The sequence below is a fragment of the Alistipes communis genome (assembly GCF_006542665.1).
GTDB lineage: Bacteria > Bacteroidota > Bacteroidia > Bacteroidales > Rikenellaceae > Alistipes > Alistipes communis.
Map to the genome: position 1 here is coordinate 1,298,692 of NZ_AP019735.1, position 20,724 is coordinate 1,319,415.

Below are 20,724 nucleotides of genomic sequence, written 5' to 3' on the forward strand. Positions count from 1 at the left end.
GGCAGAGCCGCGCTTGCGCGAGCTATGCCATGGCGAAAAAACGACTGTTGAAAACGAATCTTTTCCTATCGATCCTCTTCCTGCTCGCCGCAGGTGCCGCAGGAGCGCAGGAGCCTCCCGTGACGGAGGCGGAGATCGAACGGCAGGAGCAGCAGCGGGCCCGCGAAACGACGGAGCAACGTGTCGAACAGGCGGTCGAGGGAGAGTTGCAGGAGTTGCTGGAACGGATTCCCGATTCGCTGCGCGTCGACAAATGGATACCCGGAACGGTCGTCGTCGACGGACATATTCTCGAACCCGTTCCGCTGCACAAACCCGAAATGGAGCGTTGGAGTATGCCCCGCCAGCAGCAGGTCACGCCGATCGAACGCGACTTCGTGCGGCGGCTGACCAACGGTTGGCTCGCCGTCTCCAACGGACAGGCCTTCAACTGGGAGTACGGCCGCCGCATCTGGGGCGTGGGAAGCATCTATCCGGGCAGCTATCTCGACGCCCGCACCCTCTCGTTCCCTCTGCCGCGATAAAACCGACCCTCGCAGATCTTCGCAAAAGCCGCCGGACCGACACACCGGCGGCTTTCGTGTTTTTAAGTATTTTCACGTAGGGAAATCCGGGAATATCTTTCGAACTTTGCGGCTGCAAAACAATCCTTACGATCCATGAAGAGACTCCTCCTTGCGCTGGCGGTCGCCGCCGGCCTCTTTCCGGCGACACGGGGCGCCGCGCAGCAGCGCGACTCGCTCGCTGCTACCGTCGAACGCCTCTCGGCGGAGGTCGAAACGCTCAAAGGCCGGTCGGCGGCCGCCGACCGGATCCTGTCGCGCCTCCCGCGCATCTCCGGCTATCTGCAACTGGGTTACGAATGGAGCGACGACGCATCGACCTTCTTCGTCAAACGCGCCCGCGTGGACTTCCAGGGCGACATTTCGCCCAAGATCGACTACCGGCTGCAACTCGAATTCGCATCGCCCAAGATCGTCGACATCTACCTGCGCTACAAACCGCTGGAAGCCCTCAACGTGCAGGTCGGACAATTCAAGGTTCCGTTCTCGATCGAGAACACGCACTACGTGCCGCTCAAATACGAATTCATCGAATATTCGATGGCGGTCTGCCGCCTGATGGGGTTCACCGACGTCTGCGGCGTCAACGCCACGGGACGCGACCTGGGCGCACAGCTCTACGGCGGATTGATCGACCGCGACGGATACAGCATCCTCAACTACAACGTCGGCGTATTCAACGGCGAAGGGATCAACACCAAGGACAAGAACAAGAGCAAGGACGTCGTGGCGCGGTTGATGGTTCAACCCCTGCGCGCACTCTCCTTCGCGGGATACTACTACTGGGGCGAAGTAGGCGCCGATTACGCCCGACGCACGCGCTACGGCGGCGGCGTATGCTACGACGACGGACGCTGGATCGCCCGCGGCGAGTATATCGCCGGCCGTACCGGCATCGTCTCGCCCGACGTGGCCACACCGTTCGACAGCCGCGGCTACTACGCGATGGCCGCCTGCTGGGTGACCCCCAAGTGGCTGCCGGCCGCGCGGTTCGAGCAGTTCGACGAAGTGGCGGGACGCTCCGCATCGCGGCAGACCAACTACACGGCGGGCGTCACCTGGCAGCCCTTCAAGCATCTGCGCTGCCAGCTCAACTACATCTATGAACAATACGGCGGCACGAATCCCGACCGCAACGTCGTAAAGGCGATGCTCACGGGCATCTTCTGAACACACCCCCGAAACGGAAACGGGCCGGTCTTCGAAGACCGGCCCGTTTTTCAATCCCTTCGCGACGCTCAGCGAAGCGTGAACTCCGAGAAGAGGAAATAGTGGTCACTGGGATACATCGCCCCCTTGCGGTCGCGCACGATCTCCGCATCGCACACCTCCACGTCGCCGCGATAGAAGATGAAATCGATGCGGTGCGACTTCTCGGGCTTGTACTCCTCGCCCTTGAAGGCATGGGCGGTGAAGCCCGTCTCGCCCGACCCGTGGACGCTCTCGTACATCTCGCGCCAGCCGTCGACCGTACGGATGTAGCCGATCGGCGCGCTGTCGATACCCGCGTTGAAATCGCCGCAGAGAATCTGCGGGAAATCGGGAGCGTACTGCGCGCACTCGTCCATCACCATGCGGATCTGCTCGCGGCGCGCCTCGTCGCTCTTGTGGTCGAGGTGCACATCCAATACGCGCAGCTCGCGGCCCGAACGTTTGTCGCGCAGCCGCACCCAGTTGCAGTGGCGCGCCCGCGTGGTGTTCCACGAACAGCTGCCGCCAATGAGCGGCGTCTCCGACAGCCAGTAGCACCCTGCCGAGACGAACTCATAACGGTCGCGGCGGAAGAAGATCACGTTCTTGCCGATGAAATGATACCCTTCGGTATAAGGATCCATCTCCGGCCCTGCGAATCCGTAGGGCACGTAGCCGCGCAACTTCTCTTTCAGATAGGCGTAGGAGTCGTAGATCGCCTCCTGCAAGCAGATGATGTCGGGACGCCGCGAAAGGATCGTCTCGACGCACAGATCGCGGCGGTTCTCCCAGACCCGTTCGGGGTAGGGAGCGTCGGCTTCGAGCCCCGTGATACGGATGTTGCACGTCATCACGCGGTGGATGCCGTCGTCGGATTCAGCCTTTTCGCCGGCTTCGGCGGTACCGGCGAGCGACAGCAGCACACCGGTAATTATCAGAATCCTGCGGAACATACGCTACTCTCTGAAATATACGCCCTCCGCTTTGAGCGACTCTTGCAGTTTTCGGACGTCGAGGTCGCGCAGTTCGACATTCTCCTTGACGGAGAGTGCCGCAGCCTTGCCCGCAGCCTCGCCGAGAGCCATTGCAGGAGCCATGACGCGGGCGGAAGCCAATGCGAGATGCGTCATCGACACGTTGCGTCCGGCGACGATGAGGCCGTCGATTTTCTGCGGTATCAGACAGCGGTACGGGATGTCGTAGCAGTCCGGACACCAGTAGAGCGAGCAGTCGCCGCCCACCGGATGGTGAAGGTCCACCGGATAACTTGCGACGGAGATGACGTCGTCGAATCTGGCGCAGTTGAAGATGTCGTCCTCGGTCAGAATGTATTCCCCGACGATGCGACGGGTTTCGCGGATGCCCATGAACGGAGCGACGCGGTCCACGTATGCGTTCTCGAAACCGGGGATGTATGCTTTCAGATAGCGTACGATCTCCTCGTTCTGCTCGGCGCAGATGATCTCGCCCTGCGTGTACTGTGCAGGGTCGGTTGCGTCGATGCCGTTGACGCGCGACATGTTCACCCACCACTCGTCGGGAGCCATGCCCGTCATGAAGATGGTACGCTCGACAGGGAGTTTGTAGCCTGCCTCGCGGGCCTTCTTGATTTGGTTGCGGAAGCCGACGAACGTACAGTTGTCGTCCGCGCGGAAGAACTCGTTGGGGATGAAGTCGATGTCGTATACGTCCGGATGGTCGGCCACGGCGTCGCGCAGTTTGCGCGAATCGACTCCGCGCATCGAAAACATGAGCGTCGGAGGCTGCGGGATGCCCTTTTCGTTGCCGTAGTTCATCGGTGCGCCTGCACGGTAGGCGATGTCGCCGTCGCCCGTACAGTCGATGACGCGCTTGGCGAGAATCGCTTCGCGCCCCTTTTTGGAGTCGATGATTACGCCTTTGACGGTGTTGCCCTCCATGATGACGTCGGTTGCGAAGGCGTACATCAGCAGGTCGATGCCGCACTCCTTGATAATCTGGAATGCCAGATGTTTCGTTCCCTCGGGGTCGATCATCGTAAGGCTGACGTGGAGCGGACATGCACGGTGGTGCGTAGCCAGCCCCTTCTCTTGCAGACGCTCGACGAACTGCAACGGCAGACCCTTGATGACGACGTTGCCTTTGCGCCCGAGGAATCCGAGCAGCGGCAGACCGATGGTCATGTTGCCGCCCAAGAAACCGCGGCTCTCGACGAGCATTACTTTGGTGCCTTTCTCCAAAGCAGCCGCCTGGGCTGCCATAAGTCCCGCAGGGCCTGCGCCCACGACCAGGACATCCACCTCCGCACGCACCGGAATCCGCCGGGCCGGTTCTTCAATCTGTTTCATTTTCGGTATCGGTTGATGTTTTATCTTGAATTTATTCTTCATTTTTCTCGCCATGGCATGGCTCGCGCAAGCGCGGCTCTGCTCATTCGGCTCAGCGAAAACGTCGGATGAATTAATCGGGTAATTCTATCCCAAATAGGCGCCCGTCGCACGCAGTTCGGCGCGCAGCGCCTCCACGTCGAGGTCGGCGGGCTGCACGCCCGCCTTCAAGGCCAGCCGTGCGGCGCGTCCGGCCGCTTCGCCCAACGCCATGCAGGTCGACATGACGCGCGTCGAAGCCATCGCCTCGTGGTTCATCGACGAGCAGCGGCCCGCCACCAGCAGTCCCGCCACCCGTTCGGGCAGCAGGCAGCGGTAGGGAATGTCGTAACTGTCGTCGCAGAAGTGCATCGTGCAGTCGCCGCCCTTGGCGTGGTGGATGTCCACCGGATAACCCGCCACGGCGATCGCATCGCCGAAGCGGCGACACGCGATGATGTCCTCGGCCGTGAGGACGTATCTGCCCACGATCACGCGGCTCTCGCGGATACCCATGAAGGGAGCGACCTTCTCGATACGGGCGTCGGCGAAGCCCGGCACGAATTCGCGCAGGTAGCGCGCGATCTCGTAAATCTGTTTGCGTCCTTCGATCTCCCCGTAGGTATAGCTCTCGGGACGGGTCGAATCGACGCCGCTCACGCGCGTCATGTTGACCCAGATCTCGTCGTCGGCAAGTCCCGTGATGAGGATCGTGCGCGCCACCGGAATACGGTATCCGGCCGCCTGCGCCTGCCGGATCTGCGTGCGCAGCCCCACGGTGATGAATTTGCCCGTGCGGAACTGTTCGGGCGGCATGACGTCCATGTCGTAGACGTCGGGATGTCCGACGATCGCGTCGCGCAGCCGCTGCACGTCGACACCCTTCATGCAGAACATCAGCGTCGGCGGCTGCATGCCGCCTTCGGCGTCGCCCTTGCGGCACTCCACGCCCGCGCGGAAGGCCACGTCGCCGTCGCCCGTGCAGTCGATGACCGTTTTGGCCAGGATCGCTTCGCGGCCCGCCTTGCTCTCGACGACGACGCCCTTCACCGCATCCCCCTCGCGGATCGCATCGGCGAAAAAGGTGTAAAGCAATACCTCGACGCCCTTCTCCTCCATGATTTCGAGCGCCGTGCGCTTGACCTCCTCCTCGTCGATGATCGTCAGGCTCATGTGGTTCTTGCAGGGGCGGTGTTCGCTCGCCGCGCCGCGTGCACGCAGCCGGTCGATGAACCGCTGCGCCGACCCCTCGATGATCTGGTTGCCCTTGCGGCCCAGGAAACCGAGAATCGGCAGACCGATCGTAAGGTTGCCGCCCAGAAAACCGCGGCTCTCGACGAGCATTACGCGCAGGCCGTCGCCCGCAGCCGCCTCGGCGGCCATGATGCCGGCGGGGCCGCCGCCCACGACCAGAACGTCCGCCTCGGCGCGGACGGGAATGTCGCGTGCGGGTTCTTTTATCGTCTTCATAGCAATTCGACAGTTTATTCGTTTATTTCGTCTCCGGCGACTCGGGACGCACCATCTTCCACAACACGACGGCTGCGATGATGTGGAGCGTACCCATGATCGCGAAGAGCGTATACCACGCTTCGGACGGGATCGACCCGACGAACTGGTTGAACACCACGCTGCCCAGTGCGCCCGCACCGCAGCAGATGCCCATCACGCTGGCCACGTTCTTGATCGGGAAGGTCTCGGCCAGCACGACCGGCAGCGTATAGAGCCAGCTGAGGCACATCACCGCCACGAGGCTGAAAATCGCCACGACCAGCCCCACACGCCATGCGAACGAGAGCGTCTCGCTGGCGCCGACATAAGGCACCGCCGCACAGAGCGGTGCGACGACGACCACCGCCATCAGCATGACCTTGCGCGCCGACAGTGCGCTGCGACCCCGCTTTATCATCGAATCCGACCAGACCGAGGTGAGGATTCCGCCCAGCGCACCGACGAGGAACGGGATGCCGCCGATCCACTGGATCATGTTGAGCGTCTGTTCGTGCGTGAGGTTCTGCGCCTCGCCCATGCCGCGCAGGTAGCCCGGCAGCCAGAAACAGCAGAAATACCACACGGGGTCGCTTATCAGACGGATCAGGAAGGCGCCCCACAGCGTGCGCGTACGGAAAAGCCCGCCCAGCGTGAAGGACTTCTGCTCCTCGCCGGAGGAGGTCATCCGGTCTACGTTGACCGTACGGTCGAGAATCTCCTGCGACGGCGTGCGGTAGACGACCATCCACAGCCCCGCGATGACGAGACCCGCCACACCGGCCACGAGGAACACCTCCTGCCAGTTCGAAAACCAGCGCATGAGCCATGCGATCACCAGCGGTGCGATCACCGCGCCCAGCGATCCGCCGACCGTACAAAGGCTGTTGGCCGTCGCACGCTGCCGCTTCTCGAACCAGAGCGTCACGGCCACCAGCTGTCCGGCGAAGATCGTCGGCTCGGCCAGTCCCAGGATGCCGCGGCACACGGCAAACTGCCAGACCGTCTGCGCCAGGCCGCCGCCGATGCAGGCCAGCGACCAGACGGCGATGCCCGCGAGCATCACCCGCTTGGGGCCGAACCGGTCGACCAGAATCCCCGATACGGGGTACATCAGCGCGTAACAGATCAGGAAGACGTTGACGATCCATGCGTACTGCATGTCGCCGATGCCGAAATGTTCCAGAATTTCGGGTTTGAGGATCGAGAGCAGCTGCCGGTCGAGGTAGTTGCAGATGATGGCGATGAACATGGTCGCCACGATCACCCATTTGCGTTTGTTCGGGTCTTTGAGTAGATTCATTGGTTGATTGAAGTTCTATCGGTTGTTTTTCAGTCGTTCGGTGAAGGCGCCCACGGCGCGGTAACGGGTATAACGTTCGTTCAGCACTGCCTGCCGCGACACGTCGGGCACGTAGCTGCGCGACGCGGGGGCGCAGAGCGCCTGCTGCGCTTCGGTGACCGAAGGGTAGAGTCCCGCGATGGTAGCCGCGTGGACCACCGCCCCCATCGCTCCGGCCTGTTTGCAGTCCGAGACGTCGATCCGCATACCGGTCGTGTCGGCCAGCAGCTGCATCACGAAGGGCGACTTCTGGGCGATGCCGCCCACGCCGATCAGCCGGTCGATGCGCACGCCGTTGTCGCGCATGTGGTCGAGGATATGTTTCGTGGCGAAGGCCGTCGCCTCGGCGAATGCGTAGTAGATCTCGGAAGCCGAGGTCGAGAGGTTCAGCCCCGTGAGCGTTCCCGTGAGCGAACTGTCGGCGAAGGGCGAACGGCGGCCGTTGAGCCAGTCGGTAGCCAGCGGCGCGTCGGCGCGCAACGGCAGTGCGGCAGCGCCCTGTGTGAGCGCATCCATGATCCCCGCCTCCGTTTCGGCGATCAGCCGGTCGCGCGTCGGCGCGTCGACCAGTTCTGTACGGGCGAGAATCTCCCGCAACGGCCAGCAGAGCAGCCGCTTGAACCAGGCGTAGACGTCGCCGAAAGCCGACAGACCCGACTCGAATCCGATCATGCGCGGCAGAATCGATCCGTCGACCTGTCCGAAAATCCCCTCGACGATCTTATCGCCCATCGCTTCGGGCGGCATGACGGCCATGTAACAGGCTGAGGTGCCGAGGTTGAGCACCACCGTCCCGTAGCGGATGCCGGCGCCGACTGCTCCCGAATGCGAATCGATGCACCCCACGCCGACGGGAATACCCGCCGGAAGCCCCAGTTCGGAGGCCCACTCCCCGGTCAGGGTGCCGGCCGCGACGTCGCAGCCGTAGTTGACGTTCGGCAGATGATGCAGCACGGGCAGCAGCACGGGATCGAGCTCGGCGAAGAACTTTTCGGGCGGATAGCCGCCCCACTCCTCGGCCCACATCAGTTTCGAACCGCAGACGCAGTGGCCCATCTTGACGCTCGCGGCGTCGGGGCACCCCGTCAGCACGGCGGGAATCCAGTCGCACAGTTCGACGACCGACCAGGCGTCGCGCCGCAGCGCTTCGTCCCGGCGCAACAGGTGCAGCACCTTCGACCAGAAACATTCGGCCGAGTAGTAGTTGCCCGAATGGCAGGCGTAGTTGATCTCGGAGCGGGCACAGAGAGCGTTGATCTCCTCGCATTCGGCCTGCCCCGTATGGTCCTTCCACAGCACGAACATCGCGTCGGGGTTTTCGGCGTACTCCTCGTGCAGCGAGAGGGGAACTCCCGCCCTGTCGGTCAGGCAGGGGGTGCTGGCCGTCGTATCGACCGACAGCGCCCGGACGTAGGGCGCCAGATCGGCATGGCGGCCGGTCACGGCACGCACCGCCTGACGCAGCGCTTCGAGATAATCCTTGGGATGTTGGCGGAAACGAGCCACGCGGGGATCGCTGTAAAGCCCCTTGTTCCAGCGGGGATAGAGCGCCACTTCGGAGTCGATCTCCCGCCCCGTGAGGGCATCGACCAGCAGGGCGCGCACGGAATCCGTTCCGTAGTCCAAACCTATTACATAGGCGTGTTCCATGGGTAGCAGTTTTAATCGGGGCGCAGCGCTTCGGACGACCGGACGCAGCGCGATGGTTTTCAGGTAAACAAATGTACAAAAAATTTTGATCCCGAAAGCGCAATATTCGTTTTTTTTGCGTTTCGCATCACTTTTTGCGGAAAAATGTACCGGAAAACGTTTGCAGAGAAACCGCAGTATCCGCGTTTGCGCGACCGCCCTCCCGACGCAGGAAACGATCCGTGCGGCCCTGCCGCCGAAAATCGGACGGAGAACCTCGGCTTTTCCGAAAAAGGTTTCCATCTTTGGCTGACGCCTTAGATACTCCCGTTCGGCAGAATCAAGCTGGCGCTTGCTTCTGCCCTTGACTTTTCGTATCTTTGGCTGACGCCTTAGATACTCCCGTTCGGCAGAATCAAGCTGACGCTTGCTTCTGCCCTCACTTATTCGTATCTTTGTATGCCGCACGCAACCGTGCGGCATCCGAACCATGAACAATCCCAAAGGAATCGCCTACGCCGCCCTCTCCTCGTCGACCTTCGGACTGGCACCGCTGTTCACCGTCACGCTGCTCCGCGACGGTTTTTCACCGTTCGAGGTGTTGACCTACCGCTGGGGCGTCGCCTCGGCGGCGCTGCTGCTCTTCGGGCTGGCGACGGGCCGGCGGCTGCGCATCGCCCGCAGGGACTTCGGCGTCGTCTTCCTGCTGAGCCTCTTCCGGGCCGGCTGTTCGCTGAGCCTCGTCTTCGCCTATGCCAACATTGCCACAGGCGTCGCTTCGACCATTCATTTCCTCTATCCGCTGGCCGTCGCGCTGGCCATGACGCTCTTTTTCCGCGAACGCTGTTCGCGGCGGCTGTTCTCGGCCATCGCCGTTTCGCTCGCCGGCGCCGCACTGCTCTCGTCGGGCGACATCCGTTCGAACGGCGGCGACGCGACGTTCGGCATCGCCGCGGCCTTCTTTTCGGTGATCTCCTACGCGGGCTATATCATCGGCGTGCGCAAGAGCCGCGCCGCACAGGTCGAATCGACGACCCTCACGCTGCTGGTCATGGCCATCGGCGCCGCGCTGTTCGCAGCGGCGGGCAGTCTGACATCGGGATTGCATTGGGTCGACGACTCCCGCACCTGGGGCAACATCCTCGGACTGGCGATCCCTGCCACGGCCGTCTCCAACATCGCACTCGTGAAGGCCATCAAGGCCATCGGGCCGACGCTCACCTCGATTCTCGGCGCAATGGAGCCGCTCACGGCCGTGCTGATCGGCGTGCTTCACTTCGGCGAGCCCTTCACCGCGGCAGGGATCGCGGGCGTCGTGCTGAGCGTAGCCGCAGTCACGATCGTCGTGACGCAGGGCGGCAAGCCGGCCGGCAACGCCTGAACGGCCGTACGGCGGAAAACCAAACCCATATTCCGAGAAGGCGTGTACGAAACACCTCCGGCTACCTGCACGCCACGAACAAGCCGCCCCTGGCGCAATGTGTTGCGCCAGGGGCGGCTTTCATTTTCGGGCGATCGCCCGACGACCCGTCCGAAAAGGTCAGTCGTCGATGTCGATCAGGTTGAATTTCAGGTCGAACGTCAACTCCAACCCGTTGGTGAGCTTCACCTCGTAATCCCGTTTGTCGCGGTCGATCTGGACGACGGACGTATCGGGATAGTACTGGGAAACGTACTGCGCGATCTGCTGAGGGATGATCGCGGCAGGAACCGTCGAATATTTGCAGTCGACCTCTTTCCAGTCGCCGTTTTTCAGGAATTCGACCTTGGAGCTGCTGGTGAAGATCACCTCGTAGGTCGTATCGAAGAGTTCGCGCTCCATCTTGGCGAAGGAGACCTTTTCGTTGGGGAAATGCTGGCGGATGAACTGCTGCGCCTTTTCGGGCAGTTCGCTGACGCTGATCGGACGATCGTTGTCGGCACTGACGGTAGAGGTGCCGAGGGCGAACACTGCGGCGGCGAGAATCAGAAGCTTTTTCATGGCGTTTCGTTTTTTTAATGAATTGAACATTGTCCTTGTTTGATGATGCAAAGTTCATACGCGATTTTGAAACGAATTTGAAAATTCCCCGTCGCAACGAATTTTTTTCCGTTTTTTCGAAAAAATCACGGCCAACGAACCGAAAAGCGGTGGCGCCCCCCTTCGAAACGATAGTCGATCCGCAATCCGTAATACCGCCCGACGGCACTGACCAGCGCGAGTCCGAGACCGGTGGAACCCTCCTTGCGGGCGCCCTGATAGAAGCGTTCGAAGATATGTTCGGCATCGAGCGGCGCCGTACCGTCGTTGGTCACCGTCAGCGTGCGGTCGCGCAGCTCGACCCCGACCGCACCCCCTTCGGCCGTATGGAGGTAGGCGTTTTTCAGCAGATTGGTCACCAGCGTCGACGCCAGCGACTCGTTCATCCGCACGACGAACGCCTCCGGAGCGGACACTGTGCAGGCGATGCCGCGACCGGCGTAGATCTCGTCATAGAGGGCGACCTGTTCGCCGACGACCGCGGCCAGATCGACCTCCGAGCTCTCGGGGAACTGGCCGTTGTCGATCTTGGTGAGCAGCAGCAGGGTCTTGTTGAGCCGCACGATCTGACGCAGTGTGCGCTGCATTTTGAGCAGCTCTTCCATTTGCTTTTCGGTGGGTTCGGTGTTGTCGAGCAGCCACTCGATCCGGTTGCCCAGCACGGCCAGCGGAGTCTGCAACTCGTGCGACGCATTGCCGATAAAGTGTTTCTGCTGTTCGAACAGCGCTTCGGAACGGTCGACGGCCTGCTGCGCCGCAGCACTGAGCCGTCGGAACTCCACGATCCGCGTGGAGCAGGGGACGGGCGCACCGCGACGGCCGGGCGTATAATCGTCGAGCCAGCGCAACAGTTCGTAGAGCGGGCGCATACTGCGGTGGAAGACCCAGACGGTCAGCGAAATGGTGGTCAGCAGCAACAGCAGGTAGAGGAAGACCACCCAGTAGAGGATCGCCCGCAGCAGATCGTCCTTCTCGAAGGTGGGGGTGGCGACCTTCAATTCGTAATAGGCGCCGTCGGCATCCTGGAAAATCGTTGTCAATACGCGGGCCGGCTCGGTCTCCTCCTTTTCGGGAATGTAGACCTCGGCGTCGTAGTAATCGATATGCGGACGGACGGCGGCTTCGGGAGCGCCGATGGGCACGATCGAATAGCTGTTGTTCGACCCGTTGTTCGGCTTCGGCAGTTCGCGTCCCGCGAGCATCCGCTTGACGATCAGCTCCGAATAGTCTTCCAGCGCATCGTCGGCCTCGTCGTTGATCTCGTCGACCATCGTAAAGTAGAACAATACGCCCCAGAGCGCCATCAGAGGCAGCAGGGCGAGCGACAGGCGCAGGGCGATGCGGGAGATGAGTTTCATGCGGCGGTGCGTATTCGGAAGCGGGTGCGGTCGCGTACCCGCTGCGGGTTATTCGGATTGCGGTGGCGAGAGTTTGTACCCGAAGCCGTAGACGGATTTCAGCTCGACGGTCGCGCCGGCCTCGGCGAGTTTGCGCCGCAGATTCTTCATCTGGGCATAGACGAAATGGAAGTTGTCCGCGTCGTCGGCATGGTCGCCCCAGACGGCTTCGGCCAACACGGCCTTGTCGACCAGATGGTTCGGGCGCTGCATGAAGTAGAGCAGGATGTCGAACTCCTTTTTCAGCAATGCCAGTTCGCGTCCCTCCACCTCCACGCGCCGGCCCTCCGGCCAGAGCGAGACGTTGCCCAGCGAGAGTGACAGATCCCCGCCGCTGCGGCCGCGCCGCAGCACGCTGCGTATACGCGCCAGCAATTCGGCCGTGTGGAACGGCTTGGGCAGGTAGTCGTCGGCGCCCTGCTCCAGCCCCAGAACCTTGTCTTCGAGCGAATTGCGTGCCGATATGATAATTACGTTCTCGCGCTTGCGCAGCTCCTTGATATGCTCCAGCAGCCGCAGTCCGTTGCCGTCGGGGAGCATGATATCGAGCAGGATGCAGTCGTAGCTGTATCCCGCCACCTTGGCGTCGGCTTCGGCGTAGGTCGCCGCCGTTTCGACCACGTAGTGCTCCTGTACGAGGGCGCGGTACATGATCTCGCGCAGCGACGGTTCGTCTTCCACGATCAAAATCTTCATGTGACAAAATTACGAAGCAATTTTGAATTAAAATCAAAACGGCGCACCCTTTTGCAAATTAAATCATACCCATTGCACGAAACCTGCCGGCTGAACCGACCGCCGTCTCCGGCGACCGACCGCAGCGGGAATGAAGACGGCAACTACAACGAACGCCTCGGACGAAGAGTGCGTCAAGGACTGCCGTCGGACGATCGATTCGATCCCTGTAACAGTCTCGTTGCGACCGAGGCAGGCGAGACGTTTCGAGCAAGTACGGTTCACGAAGAAGGCGACGTAGAAATTCACATCGCCGGACAGAACCTGAAAACAAGGTCGCTTTCTACGATGGATTTCGTATCTTCACAAAGATTCACCGGAGTAAAAATCAGACATAAAAACAAGGTGCCTCTCTGCGATTTTGCAGAGAGGCACCTTCGAGGTCTGAAGCGCCCACTAAATTAGACTGTTGTAATATTTGCAGTTCTCTCGTAACACTTGTCTTTTCTGCTGTTTGCAGATAATCATTTTCATGTTAAATCTTGAAATATCGTATCGTGGCTATTATTTGGACACTATAATGGGTCTATGATCGATGAAACACGTAATAACGATGAAAAAAGGAAGTTTATAATAAAAAATACGTATTTTTGCGCGTTTTTTGAGTGAGATGTATTATTTTTGCTAAAAATACATTTATCATGAAATTACCTAAGACTATATTGCCCTGCCCCATTGTTGAATCAACATTGGAAATTAGATTTCAAACAAATCTACCTCCTGATACAATGGTCGGTTTTGTATATAGTCTTTTCCAAAGCAAAGATTCAGAGGTACAACTAACTGCCCTTCCAATTTCGCAAATTCCCGCAGAAATAAGACGTCAAGATCCTAATTTAAAATACAAACCAACTCACAGACTGCATACAAAAGAATATGATGCACTCGTTGGCTCTAATGTGGTAGTTCTGACGATCCCGGGAAAATATGTAGGATGGAATAAATTTAAAAGCAATATCACAGACTTCATTCAAACTATTCAATCTAATATTATTGGCAAGATTGAATATATTGGATTAAGATATTTGAACTTCTTCGCATTTGATATTTTTGATAGAATCAAACTTAATGTTGGAGGGGATAATTTTAGTCGTGGATTTCCATCAGTTTTTAAATCAGAATATAAAAAAGATTATTGTACAAATGTACTACAAATAACCAATGGAGTACATTTGCAAAATCCTCAAATGAATATTGATGCAGATGGCTCATTAATAGATATTACAGTTGTATTGGTCAACAACCATTTGACAGATGTAAATTTCGAGAATATTGTAGAACGAATAGATTCAGCTCATTTGGAAGCAAAAACAGTATTCTTCTCTTTGTTGTCGGATGATTATCTAAACGAATTAGGCCCTCAGTATGAATAATATTTCAACCATAGGGGTTATACCTCAATTAGCAACTTATGCAGCATTACTAACGGGGAGTCCATCTTATGATATTCCTGAGCCGCAATGGAACTATGGCGTAGAGATTCCATATGTAGCAGATGCAAATAAGTTTAGTATCTTACCTGTCTTGGATACATATGACGAGTTAACCAATAATATTGAGCACATTTTAGTTAAGTTTATTCATTCTATTGTTGAAGAAACTACGTATTGGGATGAAGATGTAGCTAATTTTATTAATGAAAATTTCTGGGATTTAATATAATGAAGCTACCAGACGACATTAAGGATTTTCTCCCAAGATATCTAACAGAGGAATCTACACAAGTATTATTGCAGCAAATAGATGACTATGCTAAAGAAGGGACGACAGATAAAGTATACGCATATCCATTAAGTAATGATGAAACAATTTATCAAGGTGATGGTATTTGCGATTTGCCCATTTTCCAATATAAACTAAATGAAGATGGAAAAGGCTCTGCTGCAACAAAATATGCCCCTTGTATAATATTATCAAATACTTGTGACATATCGTTTGATAATACACGAAAGAGACCGATAAATGTCTGCTATGCACCCCTGATTGAATTAGATCGTTTTTACAACGCTTTAAAAGAACAATTTGGAAAAGATCGAGCAGATAATATTATCAATGATGTAAGAAAACAAAAAATAACAGATACATTATATCTACCTGCAGGAGAAAAACTAAAAAAAGAACACATTGTTTTTCTTGATAAAATTTCAAGCATAGATAATCGACTTGTTTGTCGAAAAAACTTGAGAGAAACGCGTTTGTTTACTCTTAGTAATTTTGGATTTTATCTATTTCTATTGAAATTATCAATTAATTTTACACGAATCCAAGAACGAGTAGATCGTGTATTTGCGTAACAAGTCAATTGTATGATTTATCCGACAATTGCTTTTTAGTATTTGGTAAAAACTGTCAATTTGTCGGTCCAACCCTGACCAAACTTAAGGCGTGAAAATTCTTTTTTACGCCTTTTTCGTTGAAAAACCACAAGAGAATTAGATATTCTATAAAAAAATCCGCACAAAACAAAAAACGTGTTATATATGTCTACAATGCCGTTGAGATGAAGTCTGAAGTGCCCACTAAATCAGTCACAAAAATATTCAACATTCAAGATTCAAGGCTGGAGACTTTTATTCGCAAAATAAGAACATAAGAATGACATTTCGTGACACATCACAAAATCCTATTCCTATCACAGAAAAGGGATCATATTATAATCATCCTTGGAAAAGAATATGAACTGTCACAAATTAAAGGAAATTAAATACTAAAAAGCTTACCCCCCCCTCTGTAAGATGGAGATATAAGAAAATACACCCGTTCCGTTTTTCGCGACGAATCATCAAAATTATTGTTCACAATATAAACCGGTTCTCTCAAACATATCACTTATCAAGAATGACAATCGCCTTTCTATCCGACACGCATGGAAAACATCACGAGTTGAAAAACCTGCCGCAGGCCGACATGTTGATTCATGCAGGGGACTTGTCGAGGAACGGGACGGAGGAAGAAATTACCGATTTTATCGAATGGTTCGGGACATTGAATTACCGACACAAAATCTTTATCGCAGGCAATCATGACGATTGTTTGGATGGAGCCGGTATCGAAGAGACGCCGCATAACTGCTACTACCTATGCAACAGCGGTATAGAAATCGAGGGTGTGAAAATATGGGGAATCCCGTTCTTTCTATCCGATGAAATCCACTGGGCAGACCTCTATCCGGAAAAGATCGCCCTGATTCCTCAACAGACCGACATACTGGTTTCGCATTGTCCGCCGTTCGGAATTCTTGATAAATCAGCATTCGGCGCAAATATGGGGAATGAAGATTTACGGAAGCAAGTAGAAATTATCAACCCTCGCTACCACTTGTTCGGCCATATACACGAGGCATACGGCGTATATAAAACATCCCGAACAACCTTTGTGAACGGTGCTGTTGCGGATGCAAATTATGAACTGGTCAAGCGTCCAGTCGTTATTACGACATAACAAAACCTCCGAAGAAACCGCCTTTGTGTCAAACTCCGGCACCCGGTTTCTGACAAAATGCCTGACAAATTTTATTTTGTCAAATATCATAGAAATTTTTAGAAAAATTTTTTACGATTCTCCAGCTTCGGACAGTCCGGGGCTGGAGAACTTTTTCAGTGATATTCGATGACTGACAAATGTCAAGTGGCAGACGGGAAGGTGCGGCTTTTGTGTAGCAACGTGCCAAACAAAAGCCATTATGAAGAAACCGGAAATCATTTACAACATCAACGACCTGACATGCCTGACGTCGGCATCCGACGCCGACGTCATACCGCAGGAGCTATTCCGGACAAATCACCCGGACTGCGACAAGACGCGGCAACTGCAAGGAACGACCCTTGAAAAAAGTACGCAGAAACCATTCAATCGAATGACTATGCGTCAGAAACAAGACCTCTATACCCGCCGGATGATCCGCTTCTCTCTGAAAAATCCGGCACAGCCGCTCACTTCGATCCGGATGCGTATGACCATCAACCACGTACGCATGTCCTATGCCCTTGCTCCGACGTTCAAAATCGAGCCGAAACATTGGGATAGCACGGAGGGCCGTGCGATCGTCGATTCGAAACGGAATGCCGATCTGAAAGGCAATCCCCGTCTGCGTGTCCGGCTCGACAACATCAACACCGAAATCGACAAGATCACCAACGCCGTACTGGCCGTTCTCGCCCGGTTCCAGCAGCAGGGCATCCGCGCCTCGGCGGATCAGGTACGCAACGAACTGCAACGCGAACTCGGACAAGAGGCAAGCAAGGCCCGGACATTCCGCGACGTATTCGAATACATCGACTTTTACATCAACGCCTGCCGGGAAGGAACCATCCTCAACAGCACGGGCACACGCTTGACACCCGGCACGATCCGCAGCTACCTATCGACCAAAAGTGCCCTGCGTCGTTATGCCGAGGCACGGCACATCCGGCTGACGTTGGAATCGCTGACGTTGGATTTCTACAACGATTTCGTCAAATATCTGAACGAGGCGACCCATAGTCGGGGCCGCTATCGTCCGAATGTAATCGGCAAGTTCGTGAAGAATATCCGCACGTTCCTGCGTTACGCGTTCGACAACAACTATACGCTCAACTCCGATTTCAAGCGCCGCGAATTCAAGGTTTTTCAGGAAACGGTCGAAACCATCTACCTGAATGAAGATGAATTGCAACTGCTTTATGATCTGGAATTACCGCCCTCGCAGGCCGAGGTGCGCGACGCCTTTCTGGTCGGCTGCTACACCGGACTGCGGTTCAGCGACATCGGACGGCTGCAACCGCACCACATCCGTTTCGACGAAGGAATCATCGTCATCACGACCCAGAAAACGAACAGGACGATCGCCGTGCCGATCTGCCCGAAACTGCGCAGCATCTTCGCCCGTTACAACAACTGTCCTCCACCGACACAAAGCAATCAGGCAACGAACCGGATGCTTAAACAGCTATGCCGTAAGGCGGGTATTACCTCCAAAGTCTATCTGACAGAGGTATTGGGCGGAGAACGGCAGATGCGCTGTTACGAGAAATGTGACCTCGTAACGACCCACACGGCACGCCGTTCATTTGCCACAAACGCTTTCAAGAACGATATTCCCGCCGCACTTATCATGTCGGCAACCGGGCACACGACCGAGGCCAATTTCCGACGCTATATCCGCTGTACCGCCGAGGAAAAGGCGGTCGCACTCAAACAATACAAATTTTTCAACTGACAACCCATGACTACCATAGAGACCCGCGACGGACAGCCCGTCGTCTTCGAACACGCCGTTGAGATGGCCGAATATCTGTGTGCGCTCGACTTCGGCCTCGACCTGATTGCCAAAGAGGAGCGAGCCACGCCCCAGTCTGTTGCCGACCTGTTCTGCACCTGCTTCCTGCATTGGGAAACAGACTATCGGCAGCAACAAGGCTTTACCGAAGCAAGCTACCTCTATCCCATCTTCGGCGGCTATCTCTTTGCCGACGTTCCGGCCCTGCAACGCTATCGCCTGCTTGCCGGACAGGAAATCCGGCGGCACGAACTGATTCCGGCGGAAAATGGCGAGGCACAGACATTTTACAGGAATAACGTGTTTATCCGATGCAGTCAGGAACTACCGGCCCTGTTCTGCGATCCGGTATTCTATGCCACCCTGCGAAAAAGGGCTTATACGACCATCCGCCAACACGACCAGTTCACGGAGGGATTCCTTGTCGCTGTCGAAAAATTGCAAAACCGGCTTCGGAATATGGAACTTCGGATAAAGAACGCTTACACGAGTGCCGTATTCGATTGTGTAAGCGAGGAGATCAACTCGCATCTATCCCGGTTCACAGACAGAAAATACGGAAAGGGCACAATCGCTATCAACGATACGCAGCGAGTAATCCTGACGCTGTTCCTGTTGCACCGGCTCGGCCTGAACAACCTGCGGGCCACCCACACGGCAACGCTTATGGCCTCGCTGTGGGGTAGCGCACCGGAGGTTTACCGCAAACTGATCGACAAATGCCATCGGGGAGGCCCGACGTGCGGATATGCGGATATAGACAACTATACCGATTCGCGGGAAATGGTCGCCTCCCTCCTGCGACGGGTGGACGGACGATCCGAGAGCTGCGAGAAGATCGAACGCTTCTGCCGGGAGTTCACCGGAGCATGGGACGTTGCTAGCCTTTCGATGATTGCCAGACGAGAAGATATACAGCCGGATAACTGACAAGACGAAGCGGGCATACGGCCACCCGCTTCTTTTTTTGTCCTACCACAAAATTGTGTCTGAGGCGGAGGCAGGTTGTTCCTTTGCACCTGTAAACCAAAAAATTTTTTTATTATGAAAACTTTGATTTTACAGGAGGCCGACCTCACGGCCCTGTACGATTGTCTGAAGGAGCTTCGCTCCGAGATTACGGAACTGCGCCGCATGAAGGAGCCGCCCGAACACCGTTACCTCTCCCGCTCGGAGGTCTGCGACCTGCTCCATATCAGTTATTCAACTTTGCATCGAATGACGCGGCAGGGAGAGATCCGATGCCTGAAAAACGGGAGACGCACCCTGTTCCTGATGTCCGATGTCGAAGCGGCAATGATCCCCGTAAACGCATAAGCCCTATGGAACAGGTTGCAAAATCTCCGGCAGCGGTTCAGACTACCGCTGTCGGAGCGAAACAGAATGTATTTCCGTTCGAGGAAGTTTTTCCCCGCCCGCTGGCCGAACTGATTCATGCCCTGCACTGCGATCTGGGATTTCCGTTCGATTTCAGCGCTACGGCAATATTGACGGCTTTTGCTGCGGCAATAGGAAGCACGATCCAACTGAAAATGAAAAACCTCTTTACGGCAATCGCCTCGCTCAACTGTGTACTGGTCGGCAATCCCGGAACCTGCAAGAGCCATCCCATCCAACGGGCATTCGCGCCGTTCGAATTGATTCGCGCCCGGCGTTTTGCTGCCTACAAAAAGGAGATGGCCGAATACCGGCGTCGCAAAGCCGAAGGGAACCCCGGCCCGAAACCGATTCTGCGTACTCCGATCCTGAATGAACTGACGCTGGAAGCGCTCTACCGAAGCATGGAAGCCAACCCGCGCGGCGTGGCGATCGTAGCCGACGAGATGAACGGTTTTCTGGAAAACATGAACCGCTACAACACCGGTTCTGATGCCGAAGCGTTCAATACGATCTGGTCGGGACTTCCACAGTCGATCAACCGAGCTTCGGTCGATTCCCGTTACATCCATCGGGTCGCCGTGTCTATCATCGGCACGATGCAGACGGCGATCATGCATAAGTTCTTCACGCGCGACAAAGCCGGTAGCGGATTCTCCTCGCGCTTTCTGTTCACCGCTCCGGAGAACCTGGCCATGCCCCACTGGTCGGCCTCGGAGATCGACCCCGCACTGACCGAACAGTATGAAAAAGCGATTCTGCGACTGCTCGACCGTGAGATGGGAAAGGATGCCGACGGAATCCCGCAACCCACAGAGATCGGATTCACACCCGAAGCCCTGCAACGGATGCTATCATGGCATAATGACGAATACCGGCCCCGGACACAGGAGGAGATGGGCGACACCTACGCCGACGCCTGCTGTAAGTTGGACACCTATGCGCTGCGTTTCGCTCTTATCTTGGAGGTAATGCGGGCCGCCCTCGAAGAGCGTGAGCCCGTTGCGGTCGGCATGGATTCGGTCGAAGGGGCGATCCGACTGGTGGAGTATTTCCGGCAAGAGGCAATCAAGATTCACAAACTCGTCTACGGCAAGGATATCCGTATTTCGATGACAGAGCAACAGCGCAAAGCCTACGATGCACTGCCGCCCTCGTTCCGAATCGCCGCAGTTTACGAACTGTTAGAGAAAAAGGTAGGATTCTCGAAGGATCAGGTCAAGAAATTTTTAGGCAAACAGCGCTACTTCACCCGCATCGTCAAAGGTGAATACCGTAAAAATTATGTAGAAATATCCGAATAAGCACTTACGGCACGGCGGGCTCTTACGAATAATTCCCATTGAATACATGGCAATTATCTCACCTACGGAGAGCCTG

19 protein-coding genes are annotated in these 20,724 nt (G+C 56.0%); 11 read left to right on the forward strand and 8 right to left on the reverse strand.

From position 1 onward, the window contains the following. The first annotated feature begins 47 nt into the window (after positions 1-47). Positions 48-524, forward strand: coding sequence for a hypothetical protein (locus FMF02_RS05355; protein WP_141412405.1), 477 nt, complete (start codon positions 48-50; stop codon positions 522-524). A 135-nt stretch (positions 525-659) separates the two neighbouring features. Beyond that, positions 660-1,733 (forward strand): porin, encoded by a 1,074-nt coding sequence (locus FMF02_RS05360; protein WP_141412406.1) that lies wholly within the window; start codon positions 660-662, stop codon positions 1,731-1,733. Positions 1,734-1,801: 68 nt separating this feature from the next. On the opposite strand, the gene FMF02_RS05365 is transcribed toward FMF02_RS05360, so the two are convergent. The 5 genes from FMF02_RS05365 to FMF02_RS05385 all read right to left on the reverse strand — a co-directional run bounded on the left by FMF02_RS05365 (position 1,802) and on the right by FMF02_RS05385 (position 8,579). After that, positions 1,802-2,707, reverse strand: coding sequence for an endonuclease/exonuclease/phosphatase family protein (locus FMF02_RS05365; RefSeq protein WP_141412407.1), 906 nt, complete (start codon positions 2,705-2,707; stop codon positions 1,802-1,804). A gap of 3 nt (positions 2,708-2,710) precedes the next feature. Next, positions 2,711-4,081: an FAD-dependent oxidoreductase gene (locus FMF02_RS05370; protein WP_141412408.1), complete on the reverse strand. Its 1,371-nt coding sequence runs from the start codon at positions 4,079-4,081 to the stop codon at positions 2,711-2,713. 126 nt (positions 4,082-4,207) lie between these two features. Continuing rightward, positions 4,208-5,569, reverse strand: a complete 1,362-nt coding sequence (locus FMF02_RS05375) for an FAD-dependent oxidoreductase (RefSeq protein WP_141412409.1) — start codon at positions 5,567-5,569, stop codon at positions 4,208-4,210. Positions 5,570-5,591: 22 nt separating this feature from the next. Then, complete coding sequence (locus tag FMF02_RS05380; RefSeq protein ID WP_019130789.1) at positions 5,592-6,890, reverse strand: MFS transporter; 1,299 nt, start codon at positions 6,888-6,890, stop codon at positions 5,592-5,594. A gap of 15 nt (positions 6,891-6,905) precedes the next feature. Next, positions 6,906-8,579 carry a ribulokinase gene (locus FMF02_RS05385; RefSeq protein ID WP_141412410.1) on the reverse strand — a complete coding sequence of 558 codons (1,674 nt, stop codon included), beginning with the start codon at positions 8,577-8,579 and terminating at the stop codon, positions 6,906-6,908. A gap of 469 nt (positions 8,580-9,048) precedes the next feature. Between FMF02_RS05385 and FMF02_RS05390 the strand changes: the two genes are divergently transcribed. Continuing rightward, the gene (locus tag FMF02_RS05390) at positions 9,049-9,939 is read left to right on the forward strand and encodes a DMT family transporter (protein ID WP_141412411.1); all 891 of its coding nucleotides are present in this window, start codon (positions 9,049-9,051) and stop codon (positions 9,937-9,939) included. 159 nt (positions 9,940-10,098) lie between these two features. On the opposite strand, the gene FMF02_RS05395 is transcribed toward FMF02_RS05390, so the two are convergent. The 3 genes from FMF02_RS05395 to FMF02_RS05405 all read right to left on the reverse strand — a co-directional run bounded on the left by FMF02_RS05395 (position 10,099) and on the right by FMF02_RS05405 (position 12,671). Then, positions 10,099-10,539 (reverse strand): PepSY-like domain-containing protein, encoded by a 441-nt coding sequence (locus tag FMF02_RS05395; protein WP_019130786.1) that lies wholly within the window; start codon positions 10,537-10,539, stop codon positions 10,099-10,101. 125 nt (positions 10,540-10,664) lie between these two features. Continuing rightward, positions 10,665-11,936, reverse strand: coding sequence for a sensor histidine kinase (locus FMF02_RS05400; RefSeq protein ID WP_019130785.1), 1,272 nt, complete (start codon positions 11,934-11,936; stop codon positions 10,665-10,667). 48 nt (positions 11,937-11,984) lie between these two features. Further along, a complete protein-coding gene (locus FMF02_RS05405) occupies positions 11,985-12,671 on the reverse strand; it encodes a response regulator transcription factor (RefSeq protein ID WP_141412412.1) in 687 nt (228 codons plus the stop codon). 680 nt (positions 12,672-13,351) lie between these two features. Between FMF02_RS05405 and FMF02_RS05410 the strand changes: the two genes are divergently transcribed. The 8 genes from FMF02_RS05410 (at position 13,352) to FMF02_RS05445 (ending at position 20,648) form a co-directional block, all read left to right on the forward strand. Next, positions 13,352-14,083: a TIGR04255 family protein gene (locus FMF02_RS05410; RefSeq protein WP_141412413.1), complete on the forward strand. Its 732-nt coding sequence runs from the start codon at positions 13,352-13,354 to the stop codon at positions 14,081-14,083. Next, entirely contained in the window at positions 14,076-14,372 is a 297-nt protein-coding gene (locus tag FMF02_RS05415) for a hypothetical protein (RefSeq protein ID WP_141412414.1), read from the forward strand. The genes FMF02_RS05410 and FMF02_RS05415 overlap by 8 nt, the downstream gene beginning before the upstream one ends. Next, positions 14,372-15,004 carry a hypothetical protein gene (locus FMF02_RS05420; protein ID WP_141412415.1) on the forward strand — a complete coding sequence of 211 codons (633 nt, stop codon included), beginning with the start codon at positions 14,372-14,374 and terminating at the stop codon, positions 15,002-15,004. The genes FMF02_RS05415 and FMF02_RS05420 overlap by 1 nt, the downstream gene beginning before the upstream one ends. Before the next feature lie 544 nt (positions 15,005-15,548). After that, positions 15,549-16,151, forward strand: a complete 603-nt coding sequence (locus tag FMF02_RS05425; RefSeq protein WP_141412416.1) for a metallophosphatase domain-containing protein — start codon at positions 15,549-15,551, stop codon at positions 16,149-16,151. Between the two features lie 241 nt (positions 16,152-16,392). Continuing rightward, positions 16,393-17,907 carry a tyrosine-type recombinase/integrase gene (locus FMF02_RS05430; RefSeq protein ID WP_179952785.1) on the forward strand — a complete coding sequence of 505 codons (1,515 nt, stop codon included), beginning with the start codon at positions 16,393-16,395 and terminating at the stop codon, positions 17,905-17,907. A gap of 63 nt (positions 17,908-17,970) precedes the next feature. After that, positions 17,971-18,897: a hypothetical protein gene (locus FMF02_RS05435; protein WP_141412417.1), complete on the forward strand. Its 927-nt coding sequence runs from the start codon at positions 17,971-17,973 to the stop codon at positions 18,895-18,897. Positions 18,898-19,011: 114 nt separating this feature from the next. Then, a complete protein-coding gene (locus FMF02_RS05440) occupies positions 19,012-19,284 on the forward strand; it encodes a helix-turn-helix domain-containing protein (RefSeq protein WP_018695626.1) in 273 nt (90 codons plus the stop codon). Positions 19,285-19,289: 5 nt separating this feature from the next. Then, complete coding sequence (locus FMF02_RS05445) at positions 19,290-20,648, forward strand: DUF3987 domain-containing protein (RefSeq protein WP_162502274.1); 1,359 nt, start codon at positions 19,290-19,292, stop codon at positions 20,646-20,648. Positions 20,649-20,724 lie beyond the last annotated feature (76 nt).